The following is a 13,236-nucleotide window of genomic DNA, read 5'->3' as shown; positions in this document are numbered from 1 at the left end:
AATGAGCCTTCAAACAGTCGTAGAGGATATCCGCGACGAGGCCCGCGCGCGTGCTCAGGAGATTAGCGACGAGGCCGACGAACGTGCCGAGGAGATTATTGCTGATGCCGAGGCCGACGCCGAGCAGATCCGAGAGGATCGCGAGGCAGAGGTCGAGCGGACCATCGAGCAGGAGCGAGAGCAGCGGCTCTCCTCCGCGAAGCTCGAGGCCAAACAGGCTCGGCTCAACGCCCGGCGTGACATCCTCGAAGACGTTCACGGTGACGTCGAGGACGCGCTTGCGGCCCTCGAAGGGGACAGACGAGAGGAACTGACACGCGCACTGCTCGACGCCGCTGTCGAGGAATTCGGCGACAGCGACGAGCTGTCGGTGTACGGCCGTGCGTCGGACCAGTCGCTTCTCGAGGATGTACTCGATGACTACGACGGCGCGACGTACGCCGGCGAACGGGACTGCCTCGGCGGCGTCGTCGTCGAGAGCGGTGAGTCACGGGTCCGTGTGAACAACACGTTCGATTCCATCCTGGAGGACGTCTGGGAGGACAACCTGAAAGCAATCAGCGACCGCCTGTTCGAAGACCAATGAGTTCGCGAACGGGAACGAGCGGCCAGGGAAGCAACTACGAGTACGTCATCGCACGGGTTCGTGCCCGCAGCGCATCCCTGTTCGACGATGACGACTACCGGAAGCTGGTCCGCATGGGGACGGGCGAAATCGCCCGCTTCATGGAGGAAACAGAGTACGAGACCGAGATGAACGCGCTCGGCTCCCGGTACGACGGCGTCGACCTCGTGGAGTACGCGCTGAACCGTAACCTCGCGAAACACTTCGACGACCTGCTTCGCTGGTCCGAGGGGGCGCTGTACGACTACATCGCCCGCTACCTGCGGAAGTTCGACGTGTGGAACGTCAAAACCGTTATCCGCGGGCTCTACTCGGACGCAGAGCGGACGGAGGTCGAGGACGACCTCATCCGGGCCGGCGAGTTCGCCGACCGCCGCATCGAGGACCTGCTGAACGCCGGTTCTATCGAGGAGGTCGTCGAGCAACTCGACGACACCATCTTCGGCGAGTCACTGGCCGAGGCGTTCGACGTGTACGAGGAAAGCGGCGTCCTCGTGCCCCTGGAGAACGCGCTCGACCGCGCCTTCTACGAGACGTTGCTGTCGGGACTGCCGGACAACCCCGAGGTCGACAGTCCGACCGGGCTGTACGTCGAGTTCCTGGAGACGGAAGTCGACTTCCGCAACCTCCGGAACGCGCTCCGGCTGGCCCGCAGCGGCGCGGACATCGACCCCTCGGAGTACTTCATCGAGGGCGGCCAGCTGTTCGACGCCCAGGAGGTCGCACAGCTGTCGACGAATCTCGACCAGTTGGTCAGTGCCGTCCGCGAGAGCAAGTACGGCGAGGACCTCGATCAGGCGCTGTCGGCGCTTGAGGAGGCTGACAACCTCATCGACTTCGAGCGGGCGCTGGACGCGGCGCTGCTCGAATACGCTGACCGGCTCTCGAACCGCTATCCGCTGTCGGTCTGTCCGGTGTTGTCCTACGTTCTCGCGAAGGAACGCGAGGTCGACAACATCCGGGCCATCGCCCGCGGTCGCGAGGCCGGTCTCGGCCCCGACGAGGTCGAACAGGAGCTGGTGATACTATGAGCCAGGAAATCGCTGTCATCGGCAGCCCGGAGTTCACGACGGGCTTTCGGCTAGCTGGCGTCCGCAAGTTCGCGGACGTGCCTGCCGACGAGAAAGACGAGCAACTCGACGAGGCCGTCGAGGAGATGCTCAACGACGACGACGTCGGCATCGTCGTAATGCACGACGACGACCTGTCGCACCTCTCACGCGGTGTTCGGCAGGACGCGGAGACGAGTGTCGAGCCAGTGATGGTCACGCTCGGCGGCGGCACTGGGAGCGGCGGACTGCGTGAACAGATAAAACGAGCCATCGGTATCGACCTGATGGACGAAGACTAACCATGAGTCAAGCAACAGACACAGACGTCCGCGAGGACGGCATTATCGAAAGCGTCTCGGGACCGGTCGTAACGGCTCGGGACCTCGACGCCCGGATGAACGACGTCGTTTACGTCGGCTCGGAAGGGCTGATGGGCGAGGTCATCGAGATCGAAGGAAACATCACCACGATTCAGGTGTACGAGGAGACCTCCGGTGTCTCCCCCGGCGAACCCGTCGAAGGGACGGGCTCGCCCCTCTCCGTGGACCTCGGGCCGGGCATGCTCGACGCCATCTACGACGGCGTCCAGCGCCCGCTCGACGTGCTCGAAGAGAAGATGGGGTCGGCGTTCCTCGACCGCGGCGTCGACGCGCCGGGCATTGACCTGGAGAAGACCTGGGAGTTCACCCCCGAAGTCGAGGAAGGCGACGAGGTCGAAGCCGGCGATATCGTCGGCACTGTCCCTGAGACGCCCAGTATCGATCACAAAGTGATGGTCCCGCCCGACTCCGAGGGTGGCGAGGTCGTCGCCATCGAATCGGGCAACTTCACCGTCGAGGAGACGGTTGTCGAACTGGACAGCGGCGAGGAAATCCAGATGCACCAGGAGTGGCCGGTGCGCCAGCAGCGGCCGACCGTCGAGAAGGAGACCCCGACGGAGCCGCTCATCTCCGGCCAGCGCGTGCTGGACGGCCTGTTCCCGATTGCGAAAGGCGGGACGGCCGCCATCCCGGGTCCCTTCGGCTCCGGGAAGACGGTCACCCAGCACCAGCTCGCCAAGTGGGCCGACGCTGACATCGTCGTCTACGTCGGCTGTGGCGAGCGTGGCAACGAGATGACCGAGGTCATCGAGGACTTCCCGGAACTGGAAGACCCGACCACCGGCAACGCGCTGATGGACCGGACCTGCCTCATCGCCAACACGTCCAACATGCCCGTCGCGGCCCGTGAGTCCTGTGTGTACACGGGAATCACCATCGCGGAGTACTTCCGTGACATGGGCTACGACGTGGCGCTGATGGCCGACTCCACCTCCCGGTGGGCCGAGGCCATGCGCGAAATCTCTTCCCGGCTCGAGGAGATGCCCGGCGAGGAGGGGTACCCCGCGTACCTCTCCGCTCGCCTGAGCGAGTTCTACGAGCGTGCCGGGTACTTCGAGAACATCAACGGTACCGAGGGTTCGGTCTCGGTCATCGGGGCCGTCTCGCCGCCGGGCGGGGACTTCTCGGAGCCGGTCACCCAGAACACGCTGCGTATCGTCAAGACGTTCTGGGCGCTGGACGCCGACCTCGCCGAACGCCGGCACTTCCCGTCTATCAACTGGAACGAGTCGTACTCGCTGTATCGCGACCAGCTCGACCCGTGGTTCGAGGAGAACGTCCGGGACGACTGGCCGGAGACGCGCCAGTGGGCCATCGACACGCTGGATGAGGAGGCCGAACTGCAGGAAATCGTCCAGCTTGTCGGGAAGGACGCGCTGCCGGAAGACCAGCAGCTGACGCTGGAAATCGCCCGCTACCTGCGCGAGGCGTGGCTCCAGCAGAACGCCTTCCACGACGTCGACACCTTCTGTGAGCCCGAGAAGACCTACCGCATCATGGACGCCGCCAAGACGTACAACGATGCGGCCTTCGAGGCGCTCGATGCCGGCGTTCCCGTCGAGGAAATCACCGACATCGACGCCGCGCCGCGGCTCAACCGTATCGGCGTGCAGGAGGACTACAACGAGTACATCGACGAACTCGAAGACGACATCGAGTCACAGCTCAGGGAGCTGTACTAACAATGAAAGAGTACCAGACAATCACGGAGATCAGCGGACCGCTGGTGTTCGTCGAGACCGACGAACCGGTCGGCTACGACGACATCGTCGAAATCGAGCTCAGCGACGGCGAGACCCGCCGTGGCCAGGTGCTCGAATCTGCGAGCGACTACGTCGCCATCCAGGTGTTCGAGGGGACCGAAGGTATCGACCGCGACGCCTCGGTTCGCTTCCTCGGCGAGACGATGAAGATGCCCGTCACCGAGGACCTCCTCGGGCGGGTCATGGACGGGACCGGCCAGCCCATCGACGGCGGCCCGGAAATCGTTCCTGACGAGCGCCGCGACATCGTCGGCGAAGCCATCAACCCCTTCTCGCGGGAGTACCCCGAGGAGTTCATCCAGACGGGCGTCTCGGCCATCGACGGCATGAACACGCTCGTCCGCGGCCAGAAGCTCCCCATCTTCTCCGCCTCCGGCCTGCCCCACAACGACCTCGCGCTCCAGATTGCGCGACAGGCGACGGTGCCGGAAGAGGAAGACGGCGAAGGCGACGAGGGTTCGGAGTTCGCAGTCATCTTCGGCGCGATGGGTATCACGGCCGAAGAGGCAAACGAGTTCATGGACGACTTCGAGCGCACCGGCGCGCTGGAACGCTCGGTCGTCTTCATGAACCTCGCGGACGACCCGGCCGTCGAGCGGACGATTACGCCGCGGCTGGCCCTGACGACCGCCGAGTACCTCGCCTTCGAGAAGGACTACCACGTCCTGGTCATCCTGACGGACATGACCAACTACTGCGAGGCGCTGCGCGAAATCGGTGCCGCGCGTGAGGAGGTCCCGGGCCGCCGTGGCTACCCCGGATACATGTACACCGACCTGGCCCAGCTCTACGAGCGCGCCGGTCGAATCGAGGGCCGCGAGGGCTCCGTGACCCAGCTCCCGATTCTGACGATGCCCGGCGACGACGACACGCACCCGATTCCGGATCTGACCGGGTACATCACCGAAGGCCAGATCTACATCGACCGCGACCTCAACAGCCAGGGCATCCAGCCGCCGATCAACGTCCTGCCGAGCCTGTCGCGGCTGATGGACGACGGTATCGGCGAGGGGCTGACCCGCGCCGATCACGCCGACGTGAAAGACCAGATATTCGCCGCGTACGCGGAGGGTGAGGACCTGCGCGACCTCGTGAACATCGTCGGTCGCGAGGCGCTGTCGGAACTGGACAACAAGTACCTGGACTTCGCCGACCGCTTCGAAGAGGAGTTCGTCGATCAGGGCACCGACACGGCCCGCAGTATCGACGAGACGCTCGAACTCGGCTGGGACCTGCTCTCGATGCTCCCGAAGGATGCGCTGAACCGCATCGACGAGGACCTCATCGAAGAGCACTACCGCGAGGACGAGACCGCAGAAGCCGTCGAAGCGTAACGACGGCCCTACATCTCACGGCCGCCCGTCGTTTGTACCTAATATTTTGGGTATGCCACTATTTGCCTTTGAGTGCCTAATGTAAACTGCACTATGCCAGCACCAGGGAGCGAAGGAATTTGGCTGTGGTTAGGTACAGCGGGCATGTTCCTCGGCATGCTATACTTCATCGCGCGTGGCTGGGGTGAAACCGACAGCCGGCGCCAGAAGTTCTACATCGCGACAATACTTATCACGGCAATCGCGTTCGTGAATTACCTCGCGATGGCACTTGGCTTCGGGCTGACAATCGTTGAGTTCGCCGGTGAGGAACATCCAATTTACTGGGCGCGGTACAGTGACTGGCTGTTTACCACGCCGTTGCTGTTGTACGACCTTGGACTGCTTGCAGGGGCAGACCGTAACACTATCACGTCGCTCGTCAGCCTCGATGTGCTGATGATCGGGACCGGTCTGGTTGCGACGCTGAGCGCAGGCAGCGGCGTGCTGTCGGCCGGCGCGGAACGGCTGGTCTGGTGGGGCATCAGCACCGCCTTCCTGCTGGTCCTGCTGTACTTCCTGTTCAGCTCGCTGTCCGGCCGGGTCGCAGACCTGCCAAGCGACACGCGTAGCACGTTCAAGACGTTGCGCAACCTCGTCACCGTCGTCTGGCTGGTCTATCCGGTCTGGTGGCTCGTTGGTACCGAGGGAATCGGCCTCGTCGGTATCGGGATCGAGACAGCCGGCTTCATGGTCATCGACCTCGTCGCGAAGGTCGGCTTCGGTATCATCCTGCTCCGGAGCCACGGCGTGCTTGACGGCGCGGCCGAGGCGACCGGAACTGGCGCAACGCCTGCAGACGACTAACCGCTGCCGTTCGTCGACCTCGTTTTTTCGGTGTCAGTCCGGAAGCGGCAGCGCTCGGACCGAAATAACTGGAAACCGTTAACTGCCTACGTCGAAAAGAGGCCCGTAATGGCTAAGGACGTCAAACCCACGCGCAAGAATCTGATGCAGATCGAGGACCGCATCGAGCTGTCCGAGCGTGGGCACGACACGCTGGAGAAGAAGCGTGACGGCCTCATCATGGAGTTCATGGACATTCTGGATCAGGCGCAGGACGTCCGTGAAGATCTCGACGATTCCTACGAGCGGGCCCAGCGCGCGATCAATATGGCCCGGGCGATGGAGGGTGACGTGGCTGTCCGTGGGGCCGCTGCAGCGCTGAAAGAACACCCCGAACTGACGACCCAGTCGAAGAACATCATGGGCGTCGTCGTCCCGCAAATCGAGTCCAGCAAGGTTCGAAAGTCACTGGACGAACGCGGCTATGGCGTTATGGGGACCTCGGCCCGTATCGACGAGGCTGCCGAGGCATACGAGGAACTGCTCGAAAACATCATTCTCGCCGCCGAAGTCGAGACGGCGATGAAGAAGATGCTCGAAGAGATCGAGACCACGAAACGCCGTGTCAATGCCCTCGAATTCAAGCTCCTGCCCGACCTCTATGACAATCAAGAGTACATCGAGCAGAAACTCGAAGAGCAGGAGCGCGAAGAGATCTTCCGCATGAAAAAGATCAAAGCAAAGAAAGAAGAGGAAGAAGACACGCTCGCGGCCGAAGAGGCAGCGGAAGAAGAGCCCGAAGCGGTCACTGCTGACGACTGAACAGAGAGCCCGTCCTGACCGGTATCGTTTTTGCGGTTTCCCGTCCGTGGATGAGTATGTCCTGTCCCGACTGCGGTGGCGACCTCGTCTCGATTCCGGTTCCGGCTGATCTCCAGCAGTATCTCCCCGGCGACGCACCGGGGGCCAGCGTCTGCCGGTCCTGTCTGGCACTGCACCCAGAGACGGAGCCGCCCGCTGATGTGCCCGACCTCACAAGACTCGACAGTGCAATCCCCACTGCCGATGGGGCAGCGATCCCGGTGGTGTTGCTCGTCGGTCTGCTCGACTCGCTTGCGATGCACCGCGAGGAGATCACCGCGCTGCTAGAGCGAATCGAGCGCGAAGGCGTCGACCCGCTGCTGGTGCTGGATCGGCTTGCCGCAAGCTACGGGGAGGCGGCCCATGTCGACCTCGGCCGTCGCCGTCGGCAACTCGAACAGTTGCTATAACAGAACTGACGGTGTGAACGACGCGTTAGACGCCTGTCGAGTAACGCAGCAAGCCGGCGACGCCGCCAAAAGCGGTCAGCAGCTGTTCGCCTTTTTCGAAGTCAGTCGAGATGAACACCGTCTCTGTGCCCCGCTGGTCGGCCAGTTCCATCAGGTGGTCGATGGCGTCTTCGCGCTCGCCGTCCTCGGCGTCGACGGTGGCTTCACAGCGGGTACACTCGTGGTCGTCGGTCGCCGCGTTGCTGTTGATGAGGTCGTACTCGTCGTGGCCGTTCTCGCAGGTGTAGGCGACCACGTCCTTCCGGAGGTCCTCGGAGATGAGCAGCTGTTCGACCGCACCCATGTTGAGGTTCTGGCGGGTCTGGTCGAAGCCGTAGGTGGCCTTGTCCCCGTTGTGGAGCTGCTTGAAGAAGTCCTCCATGAGCTCCTTGTCCCGGAGCATCTCGTGTTCGGCCAGCACCTCGTCGGCTGCGTCCACGAGGTCGTACAGGCCCGACTCGTCGGTGTAGGCAACGTCGAACTTCCCCAGCACCATGTCCTGTAGCTCGTGGTGGAGGTAGTCGCCGTCGAGGAACTCGTCTTTCGTCGGTGAGGGGCCACCGACGAGGATACCGTCCAGGTCGTGGCGGTCGGCGACGAACAGGTCGTTGGCCATCCCCGCGACCTCCTGATAGAAGTTGTCGATAGCCTCTAGGCGCAGGCGGGCGAACCGCTGGGCGGACTGCCCACCTTTCCGCTGTTTGCCCGGCACCAGCGAGGAGGCGGACTTGACGGGTTCGACCCGTTTGCCCTTCAGCCAGCCGACGTTGGCCTCGCGCCGGTCGAGCACGATGAGGCCGAACAGCCCCTTGTCGGCTAGCATGTGCTCCAGTGGCTCGGTCAGGAACTCCGAGTCACAGTGGTAGCGGAACGACTCGATGGGGTCGGGCGGGGATTCGAGGACCTTGGTCACCATGTCGGTCCGGCCGCCGCCGGTGTCGAACGCCCCCGAGAACAGCACTAGGCCGTTCTCCGGCGGCGTGTTGTCGTAGTATCGAAGCCGGTCTTTGATCGAAGTCAGCGCGTCTTGGACCGCGGTGCGGGTGTCCTTCGACTTGATGTTCGAGGCCTCGGAGTGCTCTTGGGTGACGTGGGCGACGACGTCGCTTATCTGCTTGTCCTCGGGGACGTAAATAGAGACCAGCTGGGTGCCCGAACCCTGGTACCCCTTGAGTTCCTCTATGACCTTCCGGAACTCGTATTTCTGCTTGTCAGATTGTTCCTGTTCCTGCTGCTCGCTCATTACTCTCTGTTGGCCGAGGTGGCGTAAGAACCTGTTGACAGCGAGGGGCGCGAACGGAGTGAGCCGTCCTCGTGCCGGAACGGTGACCGGTGGGTGCCGTGGAGGAAGGGGCGAGGGGCACGCGAAGTGCGGTCCTCGGATACCCAGCGGGAGGAACGACCTGCGTGGCCGTGGAACTGACTAGTCTGTGCGGCGCCTCCCGGAGCGGTTCGACAATTGACAGTCGCATTTATATGACTGCCTGCATTGTACCCAAGCAATCAGACTATGGCGGGGTACGTGTGTACGATTGCGGGCGGCAAGGGCGGCGTCGGGAAGACGACGACCGCGGTAAATCTCGGAGCTGTCCTTCAGGAGATGGACTACGATGTGGCTGTCGTCGACGCGGATCTGGGGATGGCGAACCTCGGCTCGATGCTCTCCGTGGAGCCGGAAAAGAGCCTCCACGAGATTCTGGCCGGCGAGGCTGCCGTGAGTGAGGCTCTGACCGATGCACCGGGTGGGCTCACGGTGATTCCGGGTGAACAGTCGCTCGAAGCGTTCGCGGACGCTGACCCCGCAAAGCTCCGGAAAGTCATCAAGACGCTCCGAAATGCCTACGACGTGGTGCTGATCGACACTGGGGCCGGACTGAGCCACGAAGTTGCCGTGCCGCTCGGGTTGGCCGACGGAATCGTCCTCGTCACGACTCCCGACGACGTTGCGGTGGGTGATACGGTCAAAACGGCCCAGCTAGCGAACCGAATCGACGGGATCGTCCTCGGTGCGATCATCAACCGTGCGACCCGCCACACTGATGTCGCGTCCATCGCCGAGCAGATGGAGTTCCCGCTGCTCGCGGTCATCCCGGACGACCCGCAAGCGACGACCGAAGAACCGCTTGTGCTCAACGCCCCCGAAAGCACGGCTGCAGACGCCTACCAGCGGCTGACCGAGGCGCTTGAGGGTGTGTTCTTCCGGGGCGAGAGTCCCGAAGTAGATGTTGAGACCATACTTGATGATGAGTGGTTCCTTGACGACACCGACGACCGCTCAGATGTCGACGACGACGAGGACTCGGGCGGCGTGTTTGGCCTGTTTAATTGACGGTTCTGTACCGCTTGCTGTTCCGGTCGCAGCCCGCCGCTCCGACCGCATTTCACTACGTTTGGGTTTCCGGAAGCGGCGGCCACAGCGTTGCGACCGTTTCCTGGATGAGCTGGGTCTGTGCTCGGCGCAGTCGTTCGGAGAGCGACGACGCAGAGATGTCCAGTTCCTGTGCCACGGCAGCCAGTGGTGCACGTCGCGGAATCTCGAAATACCCCATTTCGTATGCCGTCCGTAGCGCTTCGAGTTGGCGGTCAGTGAGCCCGTTACCGGGCGGCTTCGGCTCCGCATCCCGTGTCAGCCGCTCCAGTTCGAAGTCCGCGTTTCGCTGCCAGAACGAGGCGAACTCGGTGAACGCTGCTCGATCGGCGAACCAGCCCATTTGCACCCACCCATCTGCAGTCACGGTTATCTGCTCGATACTAGCGTCTGCTGTGGCGAGTGCTTCAAGCCCGTCCAGGTCGTCAATTTGGTCGCCGAGTTGCGCCTCGAAGCTCAGCGCCGGCACTGCCTGATACCGCTGGGTATCGCCTGCCGTCCCGATGCGCGTCCACTCCTGTACGTCGTAGGCGTCAGTGAGTGCCCGCTCGACAGCTTGCTCGGAGCTACCCGTCACCGTGGCAAGAAACAGCGGACGACGGCCGTGGTTGTACTGGAGGGAAAGGGTAATCGACGCTTCGGGAACCGTCTCTGCAACCGACACGAGCGGCAACGCATCGCAGTATATCTGAAACTCTGCAACGAGCCCCATACGCTAGCGTTTTTTGCGAGGGTGAAGCGACTGTCGGAACAGAGCGCCAGCGGGGGTGTGAGTCCTGACTTTGACACCCCGTTTTAAACGGCCCAATCACTGAGAGAACGGCTTAGCCCGACCGCGCTCGACCGTACTATTGTATGCAGCAAGCACAATCCACAGACGAGATCGATGTCGAATTCGAGCGTTACGGCGACGGCCAGCCACTCATTCTCTTACACGGCGGGATGGCCCCCACCGAGTACTGGGAACCGGTCATACCGGCGTTCGAAGGCTACAGCGCTGTCGTCCCCCAGCGACCGGGGTTCGGGACCTGTCTTGACTCTCCCGCAGAAACGAGCGCCGACGAGGTACTGGCTCGCGAGGGCAGGTACGTCCGGGCACTTACCGATGCCGTCGACGGAGACCCAATCTTGTTCGGCCACTCCTACGGCGCGCTCACCGCTATCGAGGCCGCGGCGGCTCTGTCGGTCGAGGCAGTCATCGCGTACGAACCGGCAGTACTTCCTGCTGAGTACCGGGCCGATGCCGACCTCGCCGACCAGATGGCGTCGCTCATACGGGACGGGGCGCGCGAGGAGGCGGTGAAACGCTACATCGAACATGTCCTCCACCCCGACGGCATCGACGACCTCGACGCCTGGCTAGCGGACTGGCCGGTCTGGCCTGACTGTGTGGACCTTGCCGAGGAGGTCGTTCGGATGAACCGGTCCGTCGAACAGTACCAGCTCCCAGACCGCCTCAATGTCGACGCGCCCACTCTCGTTCTGGCCGGTACCGACGGGCCGGACTTCCTCCGACAGAGCGCTCGGTCCGTTCACGAGGCACTGCCACGGAGTCGATTCGTCGAGTTCGAGGGCGTCAGCCACAGCGGTCCCGCCGAGGCACCTGCACTGATCGCGGCGGAAGTCGACACGTTCCTGCAGAACTAGGCCGACTCGACAGACGTTTCGCGGCAATCGCGTCCGTCACACCGGATCCCCGGCCCAGACCGCTCCTACATCGAGGTCGGTGCTTCGACGCCCAGTGCGTCAAGCGCGTTCGCAATCGCGGTTCGCGTCCCGTCGACGAGCGCCAGCCGCGCAGCGCGGGTCTCTGGGTCGGCGTCGAGGACCGGGCACTCCCGGTAGAAGGCGTTGAACGTCTCAGCGAGGTCGCGAGTGTAGGTCGCGACGGTGTGTGGCGTCAAGTCGTCTGCGGCCGCCTCGATGACAGCGGGGAACCGGGCCAGCTCGCGAAGCAGGTCCCGCTCTTCCGGGTCCGACAGCGGGTCGAGTGCGGGCTCGTCGGGGATGTCAGCCTCCACGTCCGAAAGAATGCCACAGCACCGTGCGTGGACGTACTGAACGTAGGGTGCGGACTGGGCCTCGAAGTCCAGCGCGCGGTCCCACTCGAAGGTGATGCCCTTCGTCGGCTGTTTCGAGACGATGTCGTAGCGCACCGCGCCGATGCCGACTTGGCGAGCGATGCGGTCGATGTCGTCCTCGTCGAGGTCGCCGCGGGTCCGGTCGTCGAGTCTGGCCTCGACCTCTTCGCGCGCGCGGTCGATAGCCTCATCCAGCAGGTCGTCGAGGTCGATACCGGTCCCCTCGCGCGTGCTCATGCCGCCTTCCGGGAGGTTCACCCAGGAGTAGAACACTTGCCGGAGCTGGTCGGTGTCGTTGTCGAGCAGTTTGAGCGCTGCCGAGAGCTGGTCGGCCTGCAGCTTGTGGTCTTCACCGAGCACTGTCACGGCGCGGTCGTAGGTGTCGAACTTCCACTCGTGGTGGGCCAGGTCGCGGGTCGTATACAGGGAGGTGCCGTCAGAACGCAGGAACACGAGGTTCTTCTCGAAGTCCGGCAGGTCTAGCTGCCATGCGTCCTCCTCGTAGACGGCGCAGTCGAGCGCTTTCAGGCGGTCGACCAGGTCGTCCGTATCGCCGTTTCGCATGAACCGCGTTTCCTTGACGAACTCGTCGAACTCTGCCGGGAGCCGACCGAGTGTGTTCTGCATCCCGCCTAACACAGTGTCGACGACCTCGGCGACCCGTTCGTACGTCTCCTCGTCGCCGTCTTCGAGACCCTGCAGAATTGACTGTATCTCGGTCTCTGCTTCCTCGACTTCTTCGGGGTCCCCCTCTTCGAGGACGGTGTTGCCCTTCCGATAGTACCGGACCATCTCGTACTCCGGAGAGTCGCGCTCGGGTTCGGGCAGGGCGTCCTCGTCGAAGGTCTCGTAGGCCCAGGTGAACACCGCGATCTGTCGACCTGCGTCGTTGACGTAGTAGTGTCGGTCAACGTCGTAGCCGGCGTAATCGAGCACCCGGGCGACGGCGTCACCGATGATGGGGTTACGCGCTCGCCCGACGTGGACCGGGCCGGTCGGGTTTGCGGAGGTGTGTTCGACGACGACGCTAGTGTCGCGGTCGGGGAGCCGGCCGAACTCGCTCTCCGTGACCGACTGCAGGGTCTCGGCGAAGTACGTCTCGCTCGGGAGAAAGTTGACGTATGGTCCCTGTGTCGTCACGTCGCTGACGTAGGTGAGGCTGTCGGCGTCGATTGCCTCGGCGATGTCGCCGGCGACGTTCGGCGGCGCGGTACCGACCTCGCCGGCCAGCCGGAAGGCGACGCTCGACGCTAACACAGCGTCGACATCCTCCGGTGGCTCCTCGATACCGAGGTCTTCAGCCGGCAGGTCGAGGGTTGTGAGTGCGTCGGCGAGGGCGTCCTCGACCTCCGCACGGAGCTGCAGGAACATACGCCCGGCTTTCGCGGCGGGGAGTAAATGGGTAACGAAACCCCGACCGTCACAGAGGCCCGGTCGACTTTACAGCCACAGTAACCGCCGCTAGTCTGGCAGCCGTCGAGCGAATCAGAGACGACAG

General features: G+C 63.4%; 13 protein-coding genes. 10 read left to right on the top strand and 3 right to left on the bottom strand.

Annotation, left to right across the window (positions count from 1 at the left end):
* The first annotated feature begins 1 nt into the window (after position 1).
* From DVK00_RS11490 to DVK00_RS11455, 8 genes are all read left to right on the top strand, one after another.
* A complete protein-coding gene (locus DVK00_RS11490; protein ID WP_101349148.1) occupies positions 2–586 on the top strand; it encodes a V-type ATP synthase subunit E in 585 nt (194 codons plus the stop codon).
* Positions 583–1,656: a V-type ATP synthase subunit C gene (locus DVK00_RS11485; protein ID WP_101349149.1), complete on the top strand. Its 1,074-nt coding sequence runs from the start codon at positions 583–585 to the stop codon at positions 1,654–1,656. The genes DVK00_RS11490 and DVK00_RS11485 overlap by 4 nt, the downstream gene beginning before the upstream one ends.
* Positions 1,653–1,976: a V-type ATP synthase subunit F gene (locus tag DVK00_RS11480; RefSeq protein WP_053966473.1), complete on the top strand. Its 324-nt coding sequence runs from the start codon at positions 1,653–1,655 to the stop codon at positions 1,974–1,976. The genes DVK00_RS11485 and DVK00_RS11480 overlap by 4 nt, the downstream gene beginning before the upstream one ends.
* A gap of 2 nt (positions 1,977–1,978) precedes the next feature.
* Positions 1,979–3,739 carry an ATP synthase subunit A gene (locus DVK00_RS11475; protein WP_101349150.1) on the top strand — a complete coding sequence of 587 codons (1,761 nt, stop codon included), beginning with the start codon at positions 1,979–1,981 and terminating at the stop codon, positions 3,737–3,739.
* Positions 3,740–3,741: 2 nt separating this feature from the next.
* Positions 3,742–5,154, top strand: coding sequence for an ATP synthase subunit B (locus tag DVK00_RS11470; protein WP_121577743.1), 1,413 nt, complete (start codon positions 3,742–3,744; stop codon positions 5,152–5,154).
* A 93-nt stretch (positions 5,155–5,247) separates the two neighbouring features.
* On the top strand, positions 5,248–6,000 hold the full coding sequence (gene cop3, locus DVK00_RS11465) for a cruxrhodopsin Cop3 (protein WP_101349151.1): 753 nt from the start codon (positions 5,248–5,250) through the stop codon (positions 5,998–6,000).
* Between the two features lie 108 nt (positions 6,001–6,108).
* Positions 6,109–6,801, top strand: coding sequence for a V-type ATP synthase subunit D (locus tag DVK00_RS11460; RefSeq protein WP_101349152.1), 693 nt, complete (start codon positions 6,109–6,111; stop codon positions 6,799–6,801).
* A 56-nt stretch (positions 6,802–6,857) separates the two neighbouring features.
* Positions 6,858–7,250 (top strand): DUF6276 family protein, encoded by a 393-nt coding sequence (locus tag DVK00_RS11455; protein WP_101349153.1) that lies wholly within the window; start codon positions 6,858–6,860, stop codon positions 7,248–7,250.
* A gap of 25 nt (positions 7,251–7,275) precedes the next feature.
* Here the strand turns inward: DVK00_RS11455 and prf1 are convergent, their stop codons facing one another.
* Positions 7,276–8,532, bottom strand: coding sequence for a peptide chain release factor aRF-1 (gene prf1 / locus DVK00_RS11450; protein ID WP_121577742.1), 1,257 nt, complete (start codon positions 8,530–8,532; stop codon positions 7,276–7,278).
* Positions 8,533–8,799: 267 nt separating this feature from the next.
* Between prf1 and DVK00_RS11445 the strand changes: the two genes are divergently transcribed.
* Positions 8,800–9,618 (top strand): AAA family ATPase, encoded by an 819-nt coding sequence (locus DVK00_RS11445; RefSeq protein WP_101349155.1) that lies wholly within the window; start codon positions 8,800–8,802, stop codon positions 9,616–9,618.
* A gap of 55 nt (positions 9,619–9,673) precedes the next feature.
* Here the strand turns inward: DVK00_RS11445 and DVK00_RS11440 are convergent, their stop codons facing one another.
* Positions 9,674–10,369: a helix-turn-helix domain-containing protein gene (locus DVK00_RS11440; RefSeq protein WP_101349156.1), complete on the bottom strand. Its 696-nt coding sequence runs from the start codon at positions 10,367–10,369 to the stop codon at positions 9,674–9,676.
* A gap of 143 nt (positions 10,370–10,512) precedes the next feature.
* Here DVK00_RS11440 and DVK00_RS11435 point away from each other — a divergent pair, with 143 nt between their 5' ends.
* Positions 10,513–11,304, top strand: a complete 792-nt coding sequence (locus DVK00_RS11435) for an alpha/beta fold hydrolase (protein WP_101349157.1) — start codon at positions 10,513–10,515, stop codon at positions 11,302–11,304.
* Positions 11,305–11,369: 65 nt separating this feature from the next.
* On the opposite strand, the gene argS is transcribed toward DVK00_RS11435, so the two are convergent.
* Positions 11,370–13,109 (bottom strand): arginine--tRNA ligase, encoded by a 1,740-nt coding sequence (gene argS / locus DVK00_RS11430; protein WP_121577741.1) that lies wholly within the window; start codon positions 13,107–13,109, stop codon positions 11,370–11,372.
* Positions 13,110–13,236 lie beyond the last annotated feature (127 nt).

This window comes from Haloarcula sp. Atlit-47R, from assembly GCF_003665985.1.
In the GTDB taxonomy this organism is placed as follows: Archaea; Halobacteriota; Halobacteria; order Halobacteriales; family Haloarculaceae; genus Haloarcula; species Haloarcula taiwanensis.
This window is presented reverse-complemented; position numbering and strand designations above follow the sequence as displayed.